Annotated in this window: 15 protein-coding genes; 6 read left to right on the top strand and 9 right to left on the bottom strand. The window is 72.4% G+C overall.

From position 1 onward, the window contains the following. Positions 1-2: 2 nt before the first annotated feature. The 3 genes from IPQ09_29355 to IPQ09_29365 are packed head-to-tail and all read right to left on the bottom strand — an operon-like array spanning position 3 to position 2394. Positions 3-470, bottom strand: coding sequence for a threonine/serine exporter family protein (locus IPQ09_29355; GenBank protein MBL0198254.1), 468 nt, complete (start codon positions 468-470; stop codon positions 3-5). Further along, positions 467-1306, bottom strand: a complete 840-nt coding sequence (locus IPQ09_29360; GenBank protein MBL0198255.1) for a threonine/serine exporter family protein — start codon at positions 1304-1306, stop codon at positions 467-469. The genes IPQ09_29355 and IPQ09_29360 overlap by 4 nt, the downstream gene beginning before the upstream one ends. Positions 1307-1356: 50 nt before the next feature. Next, positions 1357-2394, bottom strand: coding sequence for a formylglycine-generating enzyme family protein (locus tag IPQ09_29365; GenBank protein MBL0198256.1), 1038 nt, complete (start codon positions 2392-2394; stop codon positions 1357-1359). Between the two features lie 263 nt (positions 2395-2657). Here IPQ09_29365 and IPQ09_29370 point away from each other — a divergent pair, with 263 nt between their 5' ends. The 4 genes from IPQ09_29370 (at position 2658) to IPQ09_29385 (ending at position 7834) form a co-directional block, all read left to right on the top strand. Continuing rightward, positions 2658-3482 (top strand): hypothetical protein, encoded by an 825-nt coding sequence (locus IPQ09_29370; protein MBL0198257.1) that lies wholly within the window; start codon positions 2658-2660, stop codon positions 3480-3482. Between the two features lie 399 nt (positions 3483-3881). Further along, entirely contained in the window at positions 3882-5228 is a 1347-nt protein-coding gene (locus tag IPQ09_29375; protein ID MBL0198258.1) for a hypothetical protein, read from the top strand. Between the two features lie 97 nt (positions 5229-5325). Next, positions 5326-7299: a serine/threonine protein kinase gene (locus IPQ09_29380; GenBank protein ID MBL0198259.1), complete on the top strand. Its 1974-nt coding sequence runs from the start codon at positions 5326-5328 to the stop codon at positions 7297-7299. Between the two features lie 334 nt (positions 7300-7633). Continuing rightward, the gene (locus IPQ09_29385; protein MBL0198260.1) at positions 7634-7834 is read left to right on the top strand and encodes a hypothetical protein; all 201 of its coding nucleotides are present in this window, start codon (positions 7634-7636) and stop codon (positions 7832-7834) included. A 167-nt stretch (positions 7835-8001) separates the two neighbouring features. Here the strand turns inward: IPQ09_29385 and IPQ09_29390 are convergent, their stop codons facing one another. Further along, positions 8002-8853 carry a polysaccharide deacetylase family protein gene (locus tag IPQ09_29390; GenBank protein MBL0198261.1) on the bottom strand — a complete coding sequence of 284 codons (852 nt, stop codon included), beginning with the start codon at positions 8851-8853 and terminating at the stop codon, positions 8002-8004. 208 nt (positions 8854-9061) lie between these two features. Between IPQ09_29390 and IPQ09_29395 the strand changes: the two genes are divergently transcribed. Then, entirely contained in the window at positions 9062-9946 is an 885-nt protein-coding gene (locus IPQ09_29395) for a hypothetical protein (protein MBL0198262.1), read from the top strand. A gap of 27 nt (positions 9947-9973) precedes the next feature. On the opposite strand, the gene IPQ09_29400 is transcribed toward IPQ09_29395, so the two are convergent. Together IPQ09_29400 and IPQ09_29405 are read right to left on the bottom strand one after the other, a co-directional pair. Next, the gene (locus IPQ09_29400; protein ID MBL0198263.1) at positions 9974-11227 is read right to left on the bottom strand and encodes a hypothetical protein; all 1254 of its coding nucleotides are present in this window, start codon (positions 11225-11227) and stop codon (positions 9974-9976) included. Between the two features lie 129 nt (positions 11228-11356). After that, positions 11357-12988, bottom strand: coding sequence for a VWA domain-containing protein (locus tag IPQ09_29405; GenBank protein MBL0198264.1), 1632 nt, complete (start codon positions 12986-12988; stop codon positions 11357-11359). Positions 12989-13139: 151 nt separating this feature from the next. Between IPQ09_29405 and IPQ09_29410 the strand changes: the two genes are divergently transcribed. After that, a complete protein-coding gene (locus IPQ09_29410; protein ID MBL0198265.1) occupies positions 13140-13475 on the top strand; it encodes a hypothetical protein in 336 nt (111 codons plus the stop codon). A gap of 91 nt (positions 13476-13566) precedes the next feature. On the opposite strand, the gene IPQ09_29415 is transcribed toward IPQ09_29410, so the two are convergent. Genes IPQ09_29415 through IPQ09_29425 form a run of 3 tightly spaced genes read right to left on the bottom strand, consistent with a single transcriptional unit; the run spans position 13567 to position 16636 of the window. Further along, positions 13567-14175, bottom strand: coding sequence for an aminodeoxychorismate/anthranilate synthase component II (locus tag IPQ09_29415; protein MBL0198266.1), 609 nt, complete (start codon positions 14173-14175; stop codon positions 13567-13569). Further along, on the bottom strand, positions 14157-15767 hold the full coding sequence (locus IPQ09_29420; GenBank protein MBL0198267.1) for an anthranilate synthase component I family protein: 1611 nt from the start codon (positions 15765-15767) through the stop codon (positions 14157-14159). The genes IPQ09_29415 and IPQ09_29420 overlap by 19 nt, the downstream gene beginning before the upstream one ends. Then, positions 15764-16636: an aminotransferase class IV gene (locus tag IPQ09_29425; GenBank protein ID MBL0198268.1), complete on the bottom strand. Its 873-nt coding sequence runs from the start codon at positions 16634-16636 to the stop codon at positions 15764-15766. Before IPQ09_29425 ends, IPQ09_29420 begins: the two co-directional genes overlap by 4 nt. Positions 16637-16638: the final 2 nt, after the last annotated feature.

Consider the following 16638-nt stretch of genomic DNA (forward strand, 5'->3'; position numbering starts at 1 on the left):
CGTCAGCGCGCGCGGTCCAGAAACAGGCTCGGAGAGACGACCCCGACCGCGATCGCCGCCACGACGAACGCCGTGCGGGTACCGAGGACGAGGGCGTCGGTCGCGAGGCTCACCGGCGGCGAGGGCGTGCTCACGAGGGCGATGAGCGCCAGCATCGTGCGGTAGGCGAACGTGCCGGGGACGAGGGCGATCATGGCGCTCATGCTGAAGAGCGACATGGGCACCCTCATGCGTCGGGCGAGCAGCGCGCTCACGACACCGATCGTGGTGGCCCCGATGAGCGTCGCGAGCTCGAGCGGCACGCCCCGCTCGACCGCCACGGTGCGCCCCACGTGCCCCAGCACGCCGGCGAGCGCCGAGCCGAGGAGGTATCGGCGAGGCACGGCGAAGAGCAGCGCGAAGCCGATCGTGACCACGAGGGTCGCGCCCGCGTCGCGCGCCAGGAGCCCGAGCCACGCGAGCGGCGTCATTGAACCGCCGCCCCGAGCGCGCGGGTGATCGAGGCCGACACAGCGAGGCCTACGGCGATGACGAGCACGATCGTCGTGGCCTTCGCGGCGCGCGCCACGGCGGTGACGATGTGGCCCTTGATCATGTCCCGGCCCGCGTGCACGAACAGCACCCCGGGGATGAGCTGCACCGCCGTGGCGGAGACGCAGACGGTCACGCTCCCGTGGACCGCGGTCGCGAGGGCGGTGAGCGCCAGCCCCGTCGTGAGGGAGGCCGAGAGGACCGTAAGATAGGGATTCACGTGACGCGTGTGGAGCGCCTGGCGGAGCGACATCACGAGCGCGCCGCCGACGAGCGTGCACGCGAGCTCGCGGACGCCGCCCTGAAAGAGCTGGCTGAACGCGGCGCACGCCGCGCCGATCGCGAGCGCCACCCACCATCGGGGGTAGTGCGCCGCGCGCTCGATCTCGGCGAGCCGCGCGCGCAGGGCCTCGCGAGACACCTCACCCGTCATCACGCGCGGCGCCACCTCGACCACGGCGGCCATTTTCGCGAGGTCGACGCCGAGCTCGGGCACCCGGCGCAGCTTGGTGCGAAAGTCCTCGCCCTCGGTCGTGGTGATCACGAGGCCGTTCGGCGAGACGAGTACATCGATGGAGTCGACCCCGAGGCCCTTGGCGAGGCCCGCGACGGTGCGCTCGACGAGGGCCGTGTCGGCGCCGCTTTGGAGGAGGAGCGCGCCGCCCCAGAGGATGAGATCCACCGCGTCGCGCAGCGCCTCCCGCGACAGGCCAATCGCCCGCGGATCCGCCGTGTCGGCGGGCATCCACGCCAGGGGAGACTCCTTGTCCGGCATGGCGGGCACGCTACGCGATGTCACTTCACGCGTCGACCCGCGCCAGGGCCTCAGTGCTTGACCGGCGGCCGCCAGCCGGGGACGTCGACGTCGTGCCGAGGAGGCGGCGTGGGGTGCGGCGCGCCGCGCACGCAGCGCAGCCCGACCCCGGGCACTTGGTAGGTGAACTGCGCCGCGGCGCGGAACGTGATCGCCATGCCACCGAACGAGCGATTCCACGCGCCGCCTCGCAGCGGGTGCATGGGGGTCTGGTTGCGCACGAGCGGGTCCACCTTCGGAGGCGCGTCGGCCTGGCCCTTCTCGAACGGCGCGAACGAGTCCTCCACCCACTCCCAGACGTTCCCCGCGAGGTCGTGCACGTGGCCCGAGGGCCAGAGTCGGTCGCCCGCCGGATGCACGCCGACCTTCGAGGGCCCCCCGCCGTGGCAGCCCACGTCACCGCCAGCGCGGGTCTTCGGCGCGCCGAACTGCGTGAAGTCGACGAGGTCGCACGACGGCTCGGGCTCGTTGCCCCACGGGTACTTGTACTGCTCGGGACCGGTCGCCGCCCACTCCCACTCGGCCTCGGTCGGCAGGCGCTTGCCTACCGCCTCGCAGTACGTGCGCGCCTTCTTCCAGTTCACGAGGTTCACCGGGTGGTCGGGCAGCTTCGGGTAGGTCGAGAACGGGTCTTTCGTCCACGGCTCGAGGCAGCGCCCGGCGTCCACGCACGCCGCGTATTGGCGCACCGTGACCTCGTTCTCGTCCATGCAGAATGCACGCGTAAGCACCACCTTGTGGCTGCCTTCGCGACCCTTCATCATGCGGAATCCCTCGGGGCCCGTCGGGGGAATCTCCACCTCGCCCGGGGGGCAGGCGCGCGCGGACGCGTCGGTCGCGGCGTCGTCGGCGACCGGAGCCCCCGCGTCGGTAGGCGGCGTAGACGGAGTGGGCGGCGCGTCGCTCACCCCGGCGTCCTCGGGTGCTGGGCTGGCTTCGGGCGCCGCGTCACGGACCTCGACCGCACGAGGCGACTCGACCACCGCGGAGGCCGCACACGCGCCGGTCGCGCCGACGACGAAGAACCCGACTGCCGTACGCCACCGCATCCTCGCTGGTAGCCGATGCCGCCCGGGCGAGTGAAGTTTGTGCCGGAGCCCGCGCATGAGCGCGCCATGGGGCGCCGGAGCGCTTGGGGCGACGTCCAGGGCCTCTCGCGGTCGCCTAGTGCACCGCCGTCGTAAGTAAGGTGAGCGCGTGGCGGTCGACATCACCACGGAGACCGTCATCGATCGCCCGCTCGAGGTCATCGCGGCGCGGCCGCTCGTGAGGCGGTAGCACCGAGGCCCTGCCGGGGGCATACTGGCGGGCGATGCGCCGCGCCTTCCCAGCTGTCTCCGTCGCGTGGTTGTTTGCGGCGTACGCTTGCACCACCTTCGGCACCGCCGTCAACGAGTCGCCGGACGCGAGCCCCATCCCCGTCCCCGTCCCCGTCCCCTCGGACGCCCTGGCACCGCTGGACGGGAGCCGGATCGACGCGGGCTCCCCGGGCGAGGCTGACGCCTCCGCTGACGCGGGGGCGCAGTGCGCGCTCGTCGTCGCGGACGATTTCTCCTCGGGGACCCTCGGTCCGTGGAAGCACACGAAGTCTGCGGACGTGGGCGGCGTCGACTTCAGCAACGGTGGTGTGACACTTACAACGAGCGGAGCGGGCTTCTCCGTCTTGGCTTCGCCGCCCATCGCGCCGGCGAACGCCCCTGCTTTGCCAGCCTTCGTGGAGGTCCGCTTCGACGTGAGCCTCGCGGAGAACAAGGCGTCCTACACGCTGGCGCAGCTCATCGGCTACTTCCCCCAGAACGTGCAACTGGTGACGCGCAGCAGCGAGGACGGCGTCGCGCGGACCCTCTCCCTCGTGTACGCCTCGCCCCTTTCCACGGAGAGCCAAAGACTCCCGGTGAAGGTCGGCGCGCCCACCGAGGTGCTCTTGCGCATTGCCTCGGATCCCACGAGAGGGACGCTCGTACAGCTCACCGCTGGGACCTCGACGGTGACGCTCATCGACCCCGCCTTCCTCAATCCGCGGACAACTCCACCGGCGGACGTCTACTTCCAAATGGGTCCGTTCCTCAACCTCGTTGGCGACGTGGTTGGCGTGACCGTGGCGTACGACAACGTCTCGGTACGCCGCTGCCGTTAGCGAAGCGCTCGAGCGACGGAGCGACGGAGCGACGGAGCGCGGCGGGCGCGGCGCGGCGCGGCGCGGCGCGGCGCGGCGCGGCGCCCTCCAGGGCGCGGGCGTGGAACGCTCGTCATTCGGGGAAGGCGCGAACGCTCGCGCGGGAGGAGCCCGCCGAACGTCGCGCTCTGCCAATCTGGCGGCCAGGCCTCGGGCGAGCTGCCAAGTTGTCCCCCGGGCGACGGGAACACCCAGGATTTCCCCACCAATTCGCGACAATGTCCCGTCCGAACCGCGCGGCACGTGCGTTGCTGAGTTGGACTCTCGATGCCATTCGAAGATCCCCCATCGCCGCGCGCACCGCGCCCCACCCCCCCAGAGAAGAGCCCGTTCTGGAGGGACCTCCTTCACCTCTGGTTCGTGAAATACAACCCCCTCTACCTCGTGAGCGCGATGCTCGTCTTGGCGGGCCTCAACCTGGTGTCGAAGGGACTCGCCAGCGAAGGGAGCCTCTACGGCCCGCTCGCGGTGGGTCTCGTGGCCGAGGTGTACGCGGCCGTGCTGATCGGCGGCGCGGCGCTCCTCACGCGCGTCGGCCAGCGGAGGCCCGCGGTGCTGCTCGCGCTGATCGCGATCGTGTATCAGGTCGATCTGACGCTCCACACCGAGACGTGCGCGGTCCTTGGCGCCCTCGGGGTGACGCTGTCGGCGCTCTGGCTGGCCATCTTCGTCGCCAAGCTCGTCGCGCTCGGGTGGGCGCTCCGCGTCCGCATCGCGCCCCGCGCGCTGCTCGCGGCGACCCTTGGAGCGCTCGGGCTCGCGGCTCTCCCGCGGACCTTCGTGGCGCTGGGACCCGAGCACGCCGGGACACTGCTGGCGCTCTTCGTCTTCGCGCTCGGCGTGGTCTTCCCGCGCGACCTGACCGACTGCGTGACCTCGCGGGCCGAGCTCGACGCGTGGGGCCGCCTCGTGCTCCGCCGGACGGTGCTCGCCACGTGGGCCATCTGGGGAGTCCTCTTTGCCCTCCACGTCGCGTTCTGGGCGAGCGAAGCGCCCATCGCGTGGGCCCGCGTCGTCCTGGCGCTCCTCGCGCTGGTCGTGGCGCGGCAGCCGCGCGAGCTCCGCGTTTGGGTGACCGGCGGCGGCGCGCTGGCCCTCTTCGCGGTCACGCGGCCAAGCGAGCTCTCGAGCGTCGCGGCGCTCTTCGCCTTGACCCTCGCGGTCCGGGCCGCAACCCGCCTCCGCACCGTCGTGCCGGCGCTCCGCTCGACTCCGGACGATCCATCGCCCTACCGAGTGAGGACGACCGAGCGCGAGGCCTGGACGACGACCGAAGCCCTCGCGCGCGTGAGCCCGGAGGAGCGACTGCGGCTCATCACCGGGACGCTGGCGGCGACCTACGTCGCGCAGTGGACCTCCGGCTGGCGTGGCGGCTCGCTCCCTCCGCACAACCTCCTCGTGGACGTGCTCTTCCTCGCCGTCGCCGCCGTCGTCGCGTGGCGCGCTCGCGGGCGACTGGTCCTCGGCTTCGCGGGCCTCGTGGTCGGTCACGGCGTCGCGGTGTCGGGCGTGCTGGCGCTCGTCCCGCGTCCCCATTCATTGGTCGGCTGGGGGGCGAGCGCGCTCGTCCTCGGGTTTGCCCTCCTGCTCGCGGCGATCGGCGTCAGCTTCGCCGTGCCTCGACGCCTCGCGCGGCCGGCGGAGGGAGGCGAGGACGACCGGGGCGGCCACGATCGCGCTCCGGACCCAGCAGGCTATCGTTCGTAGATCAGATGTTTGCCTCAGCGCCAAGGACGCGACATTCGAGAGGTTCCCGCGTGTCTCGTCGCGGTTCTCGCGCGAAGACGCTATGCTCCCGCGCGGCATGGCCGAGGGGGCAGCATCGGTTCGACCCGGACAGGTGATCGACGGCAGGTACAAGGTCGAGCGTGTGCTCGGCCAGGGTGGCATGGCCATGGTCGTCGCGGCGCGTCACCTCGAGCTCGACGAGCTCGTCGCCATCAAGGTCATCCTCCCGGGGCGCGCCTCGAGCCCTGACGCCCGCGAGCGTTTCGCGCGGGAGGCGCGCGCGGCCGTCAAGATCAAGAGCGAGCACGTCGCCCGGGTCATGGATGTCGGCCCCCTCGAGGACGGCACGCCGTACATGGTCATGGAGTACCTCGACGGCGAAGACTTCGCCGCGGTCCTCGAGCGCCGCAAGAAGATCCCAGCCGCGGAGGCGATCCACTACGCCCTGCAGATCACCGACGCGCTGACGGAGGCGCACTCGCTCGGGATCATCCACCGCGACGTCAAGCCCGCGAACCTCTTCCTCGCCAAGAAGCGCAACCGTCCGCCCACGGTGAAGGTGCTGGACTTCGGCATCTCCAAGGTGGAGCTGCACGATCGGAGGCGCACCGAGACGAAAGAGATCCTCGGCTCTCCTTGGTACATGGCGCCTGAGCAGCTCAAGAGCGCGACGTCGGTGGATCGGCGCTCGGACATTTGGTCGCTCGGGGTGATCCTCTACGAGCTCGTGACGGGCGAGGTGCCGTTCGACGGCGGGTCGATGACCGAGGTCATCGTGAAGGTGCTCCACGATCCGGTGCCGAGGCGCGATCTCCCCGAGCACCTCGAGGCCGTGATCCAGCGGTGCCTCGCGAAGGACCCGAACGACCGCTACGACAGCATGAACCAGGTCACGGCGGCCCTCCGCGCGCTGGTCGACACGGTCCCGCTCTCGCCCTCGCCGCCGATCGCCGACGTGGCGGCGCTCGCCGCGGCTCCGGAGGCAGGCTGCGACGAAGACGACGGCTCCGCGGTCGACGAGGTCGATGAGGGAGAGCTCCTTCGCTCGGAGGTGCCGCCCAAGGTCGCGGAGGCGCCGCCCAAGGCCGAGGTGACGCCGCCCAAGGCCGAGGTGACGCCGCCCGGAAGCGACGGGCCCAAGGTCGTCGTGGAGGACGCATCGAAGGTCGCAGAGGCGCCGACGCCCATCTCCCCGGCCGTCCGCATGTACGTGCAGTCCACCCCGCGGGCGGAGGACGACACGGGCGACCGGCGATCGCGGCCCACCGTCCCCGTCCCGGGCGCGCGCCGCAGCCGGCGCGAGACGACGAGACCGAGACGCGCTCGCGGCCCACCGTCCCCGTCCCGGGTCGCGCGCCCGCCGCAGCCGCGGCGCCAGAGACCGACGAGACCGAGACGCGCTCGCGGCCCACCGTCCCCGTCCCGGGTCGCGCGCAAGCGCCCGGTCCGAGCCCCGTCGACGAGGGGCGGCGCCGCCCGAGGATGCTCGGCGCGCTCGCGGTCGGGCTGGTGGTGGCCGGCGTGGTGGGCGCGAAGACGCTCTCGCGCGCCCCGGACGCGACCCGCGCGCCCGAAGCCGTCCGTCCGCCCGATCCGCCGCCGGGGCCCGCGTCCAGCGCCCCTCCCGCGGCCGACAGCGCCCAAGCCGCCCCGGCGCCGCGCGCGAGTGAGTCCCGGGTGGTCGCAGCGCTCCGGCAGCCCCCGACCGCCGCCGCCCCCGCGCCGGTCTCCGCGCCACACCCGACGGCTCCCGGGCCGCACCCCGGCGCGACCGCGCCAGCGCCCTCGGCGGCAAGGGACCTCGAGCTCTCGCCGACGTTCACGCCTCCCCCTCCGCTGCCGCTGCCGGTGCCCGCGACGCCGCCGCCGGCCGCGCACGCGCCGGCTCCCGCCTCGGCCTCCGCGTCCGCGGCAGGAGCCGCCGACGACGCCTCGGTCGGCCTCGCGGTCGCGCGAGCGCACCACCCGGCCCTCGCGAAGGCATGCTGGGGCGCCGCCGGGACCGCGATGGTCACGGCGGTGGTCGCGGTGGCTCCAGGAGGGAGCGTGAGCTCCGTCCGGGCGTCGACGACCGATCCTGGGCTCGCGCGCTGCGTCGAGGGCGAGGTCCGCGGCTGGAGATTCCCGGTGGCGGAGCGACCGCGCACGTTCACGATCCCGATCCTCTTCCGTCGCCGCTGACGGGACGCGCGCGCCCCCTTCGGGGGGCAGGCCCCCGCGGCCGGAGTCGCTCGCGAAAACTTGCCGGTCGCTTGTATGCTCTCGCTCGCCGGGCCGTCAAAGCGGCTCGCTCGGCCTTCGCCGCGCGATGCGCCAAAAAAGGAGTCTCGATGAACTACTGGAAAGTGTCGACGTTTGCGCTCGCCGGGTGCCTCTCCCTCGGCATCGTTTATCAGACCGCCACGCCCGCTCACGCGGAGGCACAGCCGCACATGCAGGCCGCGCTCGGCCAGCTCAAGGCGGCGAAGGCGTCGCTCGCGCGCGCGACCGCAGACAAGGGTGGCCACCGCGTCAAGGCGATGGCCCTCACCGATCAGGCGATCGACGAGACCGAGAAGGGCATCGCGTACGACAACAAGCACTGAGCGCGCAGACGCGCAGACGCACTGAGCGCAAAGAAGGGCCCCTCACGAGGAGCCCTTTTTCGCTGTTCGGAGGTGCTCTGGCGCCCTTCGTCGCACGCAAAATCGAAAGGGGGGGCCCCTCTCGGAGCCCCCCTTCGCCGTTTCGGAAGTGCCGTTCGCGAGTCTCCTTACTGCGTAGGCCGGAGGCCCTGGATCTGGTCGAGGCGCACGAACGTGTAGCCCTCGGCCTTCAGCTTGGGCACGAGGTACTTCACCATGAGCTGGGTCTTGGCGTGGATGTCGTGCAAGAGCACGATGCCCTTCTTCTTCGCCTTGATCTCGGCCATGTAGCGGTCGCCGCACGCCTCGGGGGAGAGCTTGTACTTCGCACCCCAGCAGGCCCAGTCGGCGCCGAAGCCGCCGGCCATGTCCCCGCCGATGTCCCAGTAGATGTTGCCCACGTACTTCTTGGTGCGGTCGCTGCCGTTCAGCGCGGTCTGCACGCCGGTGCTCCAGCTGCCGCCCGAGGTGCGCACGAAGAAGGGCGCGCCCGACGCGACGTGAGGGGCGATGAGCACGTCGGTTTTGCCGATCTCGTCGACCATCTGCGAGGGGGCGAGCCGCGCGAACGAGGGGGTGATGGGATGCGTGTAGGTGTGGTTGGCGATGAGGTGGCCCATCGCCGCGATCTTGCCCGGGGCCGCGCGCTGGGGCTCGGACGCGGCGATCGCGTTGCCGGTCATGAAGAACGTGGACGGGATGCCCTGGTCCTTGAGCCACTGCGCGAACTCGACGGAGCTGGCGCGGGGGCCGTCGTCGAAGGTGAGCGCGAGCTGCTTGTCGGCCATCTTGTCGACGCCGCGCAGGTTGTTCTTCTCGGTGAGCGCCTCCTCGGAGTTCGACTCGCCGACCACGTCGAGCTCCGCGCCGGGGTCCTCGCCGACGGGGTCGGTGGGAGCCTCGGCCGAACAGGCGGCCACGCTGAGCGCGGCGACGGCCGCGAGAGCCAGGGGAGCGGCGAGGGACCAGCGCTTCGACATGCAGACTCCTTCGAGAAAGTTGACCCCGCTAGCTGTGCCATTCCTGTAGGCAATTTCAAGCGCAATCCGGCGTGGAGACGTGCCATCGCTGCGCGCGGATTTCAACCCGAACGGATAGGCCGCCCGAGGCGTTGAAGGCTACGCTCGGAGGAGGAGGTCTCAGGATGGATCGATCGGGCCACGCGCGAGCGACGAGGCGGGGCTGAGAGTGGCGGTCCCCAAGCCCTTCCAGTCGCTGCGCGCGCTGCGAAACTTGAACGTCGCGGCGGTGGGGCTCGCGCTCGCGACGGTCACGGCGGGCATCTTCGGCCTGATCGTGGCCGACTCGGGTCAGTTCGGGCTCTCCACCTTCGTCACGGGCCTGCCGACGCTGCTCATCGGGAGCCTATGGGCCGCCGTGCTCCGGTGGCGCAAGACGGTGGGGCGCTCCTCGTTCCGCTGGGGTTGGCTCTCTTCGGTGCCGCTCGCCATGACGAACGCCGGGCTCGCCGCGGCGATCCTGTTAGGTTGGAGTCAAGGGGAGATCGGCGGGGCCGCCGTCGGGTTCGCGCTCGGCTGCACGTTCGGAGCGATCGCGTGGCTCCCCGCGATGATGGCGACCCTCGTCGCGTTCGGCCTCCCCATCGCGTGGTCGCAGGCCCTCGCCCGCAAGGGGCTGGCCGGCGAGGAGCGCGGCGAGTGGATCGTTGGCCTCGCGTGTGTGGCGCTGTCGCTGTTTGGCCTCGTGCTGGCCCTCTCCGGCGGCCACGTGTCGGCGGGCGCGGACCACGTGCTCCCGCACTGGGAGGGGATCCTCGAGCCGTGGGGCCGGCGGCTGCTGCTCGCGATGGCCGGCCTGGGGACCGCCACCGGACTGGCCTCCACGCTGCTGGCCCGGCGGCGCGAGGCCGCTCGGCGCAGGTTCGTCGCCGAGGCTGAAGAGGGCCAGGTGCCTGGGTACCGCGTCGACGCGAGCCCCGAGGGCAAGGTGCTGGTCCGCGTCACCTCGCACGGAGAGGGCTACCGCGTCAGCGACTTCCGGGAGGAGGTCTTCGCCCTCGACGAGGAGGGGCAGGCCACGCGAGCGCTTGCGCTCGCGCCGCCACGGCGCTGATCTCACGTGGCGAGCGCTGACGTGCGCTCACTCCACGGAGCGGCGCACGAGGACTGCCAGCTCGGCGCGGATCCGGCAGAGCAGCGCTTGGTCGGGGAGGCGCGCGAACCCCAGGGTGACGTCTTGCGGCTCCACGGTCTCGGTGAACACGCGCATCGTGACCTGCCCGGGGCCACCCGGCACCGCGGGCGCGCCGGTGAGGTAGTCGAGGCCGGTCCAGAGCTCAGCGCCGTTCACGAAGTGCTGCGGGAGCGAGGGCACGAGCGGCGCGAGGCCCCACGCGTCGCGCCGGGCCTCCGTGAGCGCGCGGAGCCCCTCGCGGAGCCCGCCGCACAGTCCCGGGAGTCGGTCACGCGCGGTGCGCTGCCACGCGCGGCGGAGCGCGTCTTCGGGCGCGAAGAGGTTCAGGCTCGTCGCGTGCACGCAGTACGAATAGGTCTCACCTTTTCCCTCGAGGTCCTCCGCGCGCACGGCGGTCGGCGGGCGCACGACCACGTCGCGGTTCGGGAGCTCGCCTTGGAGCGAGGTGCGCCGCCCCCTGCGGCCGGCCGCGATCGCGCCGCGCGCGCGCGCGGGGGACACCGAGGCCTCGAGCGGCTCGGCCGAGGTGTCCCACGGGAGCGCGGCGTCCAGCGCCCCGTCGGACTGGCAGAAGAGCATGTGGTCGAAGCTCGCGCGGGCCGGCAGGTGGCCGTCGTGTACGTGGAGCGTGGGGAAGAAGAGCGCGCCGGGCTCCCTGGTTGGGAACGTGAACGCCATCGGGTGCACGGTCTGTCGCGCGATCCTGCCAAGGAAGCCGGCGCGGCGAGGCCTCAGCTGAAATACGGCGAAGCCCCAGTCCGCGTAGTTCGCGCCGTGGTCCGCGCTGCGCCCGTCGAGGCGCGCCCACACCGCGTCGGAGAGGCGAAAGCGCCGATCGAGGCGGCGAAAGTCGGCGCGGCGAGGCACGAACGAGGCCTCGAACTCGCCGACCTCCACGACCGCGAGCGGTCTCCGCGAGGGGGCCGAGCGCATGAGCCCCTTCGCCTGCGGGGCGCTGCCCCAGTCGGGCGGGAACGCCGCCTCGAGGTGCGTGAAGAACGAGGCGTAGCCCGAGAGATCGACGAAGCTCACGGCGTCGTCGCCGGGCGACGGTGGCACGGGCAAGGGCAGCACCATCGCGAGCTCCTCGTCGAGCTCGACGTTCATCGCGTACACCAACCACTGGCGCCCGAGCTCGGCCGACCTCGCGAAAATGCGCGTGCCACCGACGAACCTGACCGGGAGCGAGAAGCAGCACATAGGCCGAGTTTACGCGAGCGCGGCCGCCGCGCAGGAGTCCCTGGCGAAGCTCGACACATCAGCACGAAGCCGTGCTCGAGCTCCTCGAAGACGACGCGCGCTTGGGTGCTCAGCGCGCGCGCAAGACGGTCACTTGGTGACGCCGGCCTTCGGCGGCACGAGGAAGAGGACCTTGCGGGTGTCGAGGCGGATGTCGCCCGGCACGCCGACCACGTCCAAGAAGGAATTGTAGAACTGGGCCGTGTCTTGGGGCTCCGCCGTCGTGTTGGTCTCGGCGATGACCTCGAAGCAGACCGGCGTGCCGACGGTGACGCCGGTGAACGTGTCGTTGACGCCGTCGCCGTTCGTGTCTTTCGCGGGGTGGGCGGGGCAGCCCTGCGTCGCGTCGCCCTCGTCCTTCGCGCGGAGGGCCTTGATGAACTTGGTGGCGTCGACGCCATTCGCGTTGGCCGGGTCATTGCGCGGGCGGAGCGCCACGTCGTACGCCGTCCCGATCGCGACGGCCTTGATCGCGTCGACGACTCCTCCCCCGATGTTCGGCGAGCTCTTCGAGTAGCGGAAGTTCAGCCGGCACCTGCCGCCGGGCGCCCCGGCGCGACCCGCGCCGTTGACGCCCGTACAGCACTGGCCGCCGCAGCCCGTGAACGCGCTCGGAGGCAGGTTCGACTGCGTCGAGTCGGACAGGCTGTCGGCGTCGACCTCGTTGTCGCTGCTCCCGTCCGAGGTGAGCGCGACGAACTTGGCGTTCGCTCCCGCGAAGGCGCCGCGCAGACGCGCGCTGGTGACCCCGCCCTTGGTCCCGTGCCAGGACGCGTCGGTCACGAGGACCACCATCGGCAGCGCGCCGGGACGGAAATCGACGCCGCCCGTAGTGCCCGGCGCGGGCGTGTGGGCGGGCACCCCGGTGACCGGGAGCCCCGTGAGGACATGGAACATCGCGGGCACCTGCCCCTCGGGCGTGTCGCCGCCGCCGGACGCGTTGAGCCGCCCCGCGGCCGACTGCGCGAGGCTCAGCGTCGTGGTGATCCGTTGGAAGACCTCGACGAGCTGGGGCGCGGGATCTTCTTCGTCCTTGTGGCTCACGATCGCGATGCCCACGGAGGGGATCGCGGCCTGGAGCTGGGTGAGGAGGGAGCCGCCGAGCGCGGTCCGGATGGCGTTGATCTCGGACGACATCGACCCGGTGGTGTCGACCACGAAGGCGACGTCGACCGCCTGGATGTTGGTCTTGAACTTGAGGACGTCGCTCGGCGGCGTGGGGGCCTGGCCGTACGGGACGATGAAGAAGAAGTCGCGCGCGCTGTCAGCGCCGCGCCGAAGCGGCACGACCGTGAGCTTCGCGCCGGTGGACCCGCCGTCGACACGGACGGTGACGTCGGTCGTGAAGCCGGGAGCGGTCGTGGGCAGTGTGGCGACCGACTCGAAGTTGTTGCCGGTGAACTTGCCGAGCTCGGGCTTCTCGAGCTCGAAGGTGGCGCGCGCCGTGAGGTCGGTCTCGCCGTTCGCGGTCTTGCGCACGACCTTGTAGGTCTGCTTGGCCGGGGTGGGTGGCGTCGTGGAGGTGTCGACGAACAAGATCGCGTTGAGCGGGTCGACCGCGAGGCCGTCGTCCGCCGCGTTGCCGAAGTCCACGAAGCCGCCGTCCGCCCCACTCCCAGGGGGGAGGGGGTCCTTCTTGTCGTCGAAGACCGCGCGACGCTCGGTGCCGCACGCGGCGGCGAACGCGATAGCAAGCAACGAGAGAGAGACGCTCGGGCGCATTCGACGACCTCCAGGCCCGGACCGGACCATGAAGCACCATAGCGCACCTCGGGGCGAGACGCCCCTTTCACGCCGCGATCGATCGCCCGGGCACCGTTCGGAGGTCGAGACGGAGCGGCGGGCGGACCGCGAAGAGGGGTAAGCTCGCGCGATGGCTCGGCCCATCTCGCTCGCTGCGGTCGTCTTTCTTCTGCTCGCGGCTGCGTGCGAACGCCGCGAGCGCGGGCTGCGCTGCCCCGAGATCACGGGGCGTCTCCCCGGCGAGGTCGCCTTCCGCGCGTGCACGGACGGGCGCGAGCGCGCTCTCTCCTGCCCCGCCGTACGCGGAACGGCGACGTCGGAGCTCTTCTGCGCGTGCACGACCAACGGCAAGCTGGGCGCGAGCTTCGTGCTCATGAGCGACACCGTCGACGGCTCCAAGGACCCCGCGCGGGCCATCGACATCGGTCACCGCAGGTGCGGCTGGGAGATCGAGCCGCCCCGGTAGCGACCCGCGACGCGGCGCGTGGCCGCGCGATCGCGCGAGAGACGTGCAATCGTCAATGGGATTGACTTCGCGGACGCGGCGTGCGGCGAGCTCAAGGCAAGAGGAGGAACGACCGAACGAGCGCCACCCCCTCCGGCGTGCCGATCGACTCCGGGTGAAACTGCAGCCCCACGGTGGGGTGCGAGGCGTGGCGCATCGCCATGAGGGTGCCGTCGGCGGCCCGCGCGATCGGGCGGAGCGCCGGCGGCAGCGTGACCGACTCGACGACGAGCGAGTGGTATCGCATCGCCACGAGGGGCCGCGCGAGGCCGACGAAGAGCGGATCTTCCTCGGTGAACACCTCGCGGGCCTTGCCGTGGACGACCTCGGCCGCGCGGACGACCCGCGCGCCGAACGCCACGCCGATCGCCTGGTGCCCGAGGCACACGCCGAGGAGAGGCACGCGCCCCGACAGCGCGCGGACGGCCTCGACCGACACGCCCGCGCCGCCCCCACCGGGCGCCGAAGGATCGCCTGGCCCTGGCGAGAGAATCACGCGATCGGGCGCGAGCTGCTCGAGCTCGGCGACCGAGGTCTCTCGACTCCGGCGAACGAGGACCTCGGCCTCACCGTCGAGGGCCTCGTGCACGAGGTGCACGAGGTTCCACGTGAACGAGTCGTAGTTGTCGACCACGAGCACCCTCACGGGCGGTGCTCCCAGACCACGGGGCGGCCAAAATACGCCGCGAGCGCTCGCACCAGCGCGCGCGCCTTGTCGAGGGTCTCCTCCCACTCGGCGAGCGGCTGCGAGTCGTGGACCACTCCGCCGCCGACCCCGAACGTGCAGGTCTCGGCGGTGAGGACGAAGGTGCGGATCGCGACCGACGTGTCGAGCGCGCCGCGGACGTCGAGGTAGCCTATCGCGCCGGAGTACACGCCGCGCTCGTGGGGCTCGAGGTCGGCGAGCAGCTCGACCGCGCGCACCTTCGGAGCGCCGGTCATGCTCCCCGGCGGGAAGGCCGCGCGCAGGACGTCGACCGCGCCGCGTCCGGGCGCGAGGCGCGACTCGATCGTGGAGACGAGCTGGTGGACCTGGGCGTGCGGCTCGACCACCCGGCGCTCGCGGACCCGCACGCTCCCCGGCGCGGACACGCGCGCCAGGTCGTTGCGCAGGAGGTCTACGATCATGTCGTTCTCCGCGCCGTCCTTCTCGCTCGCGGCGAGCTCGAGCGCGAGGCGCGCGTCTTCCTCCGGGGTCGCGCCGCGCGGACGTGTGCCCTTGATGGGCCTCGCCTGCACGGCGCCTCCGGGTGCGATCCGCAGGAAACGCTCCGGCGACGACGAGACCAGGTGCACACCGGCGAGCCGGACGTAGCTCGAGAAGGGCGCCGGGTTCGACGCGCGCAGGGCCTCGTAGAGCGCGGCCGGATCACGGGGCCTCGGCTCCACGGCGAGGGTGTGGGTCACGCAGAGCTGGAAGACCTCGCCGGCCGCGATGGACTCCTTCGCGCGCGCGACCAGCGCCGAGTAGCTCTCGGCCGAGTGACGCGAGACGATCCGCGGCGCGCGTTCGTCCGGCGCGGCAGGCGGCGCGGGATCTGCCGGGCGCGCGGCGCGCGGCGCACACCACGGCCCCGCCGCCAGCAGGGCTCGGACCCTGGCCTCGAGCGCTTCCGCGTCGGAGCGCGCCGCGGCGTGGCTCGGGCCGCGCCCGACGAGGGAGAGCTTCGCGGTCCACCCGTCGGCGTCATCGGCGAACAGCACGGCGTCGGTGAAGAGCAGCGCCAGGTCCGGGGCCGCCTCGCGCGGGCGCGCCGGCAAGCCCTGGAGCGACTCGACGAAGTGGGAGACCCCGTCGCCGAAAAAACCCACGAAACCGCACGCATACGGCCCGCACTCGGCCGCGGCGGGGACGGAGCCGGCCGCCGCGCGGAGGAGCCGCTCGACGAGCCCGAGCGGGCAGCCCTCGAGGCGCGCTTCGGTCGGTTCCTCGCCGCGCAGATCGGTGACGAGCGTCTCCGCCTGGTCGACGAGCCTCGGCGGGCAGGCGGCGTCGTCCCAAGGCATGCGGAGGGTCGCGCTCCCGCCAGACGCGAGGCGGCCCGCAGTGAGCGTGAAGCGGGGGGCGAGCGCCACCCGCGCCGTGGTCGCGTAGGGCGAGCCGCGCACGGCGCGATCGAGCAGCGCGAGCGGGCCCGCGGCCTCCGGGAGCCGGACGAGACCCGCGAGCGCGCACGGAAGCGCGACGTCGACCACGCGGTGGACGCGCCCGGCCGAGAGCCAGGCGACGAGCTCTTCCACGCACGCGCTCACGCGGGCCCGCGCTCCTGCGCGATCGCCTCGAGGAGCGCGGCGCGCGCGCGCGCGACGCAGGGGTGGTCAGGCGCGAGCGCCCGCGACTCGAACCGCGACACGGGGAGGAGCGGGGTCACCGAGCTCGTGAAGAGCGCGCCGTCGGCGGCCCGCAGGTCTTCGAGGGCGACGGCGCGCTCCTCCACGGGGGCGCCCGCGGCGCGGAGGCGCTCGAGCAGCAGCTCCCGGGTGACGCCCGGCCGGCACCCCGACGAGAGCGCGGGCGTCACCAGCAAGTCGCCGCGCGCGAGGAACAGGTTCGACGACACGCCCGACACCACGGCGCCATCGAGCCCGAGCACGAGCCCCTCGCCGTGGCCTCTCGCCTCGACCTCCCGGCGCATCGCGACGCGGAGCGCGTAGCTGCCGAGCTTCCACCCCGGAGGCTGGCACGCGGCCGGCACGGCGCGCAGGGTCACGGGCGCGACCTCCGTGGGCGCGGGAAACGCCGGAGTGCCGAGCTCGCGCACGACGACGCTCAGCACCGGCGCGGCGAGCCCCGTGAGCCCGAGCCCCGCGGCCCGTGGCGGCATCTCGCCTCGGCTCAGAGTGATACGCAAGTACCCGTACTCGGATACAAATCTGTCGCACGCGGTGCGCACGATTGGCTCGATCGCGGCCGCCGACGGGCAGGCAAGGCCGAGCTCCCCGGCGGTCGCCTCGAGCCGCGCGAGGTGGCGACCGAGGCCCACGGGGGCCCCTGCGTAGACGCGGAGCGACGCGAAGAGCGAGTCGCCGAGCAGGTACGCCCGATCGAACAACGACACCGTCGCGGGCTCGTCGGCCTCGAGGAAGCGGTCGCGGAGGAAGATGACGGGCGGCGCGGACAACG

This window comes from Myxococcales bacterium (assembly GCA_016720545.1).
Lineage (GTDB): Bacteria > Myxococcota_A > Polyangia > Polyangiales > Polyangiaceae > JAAFHV01.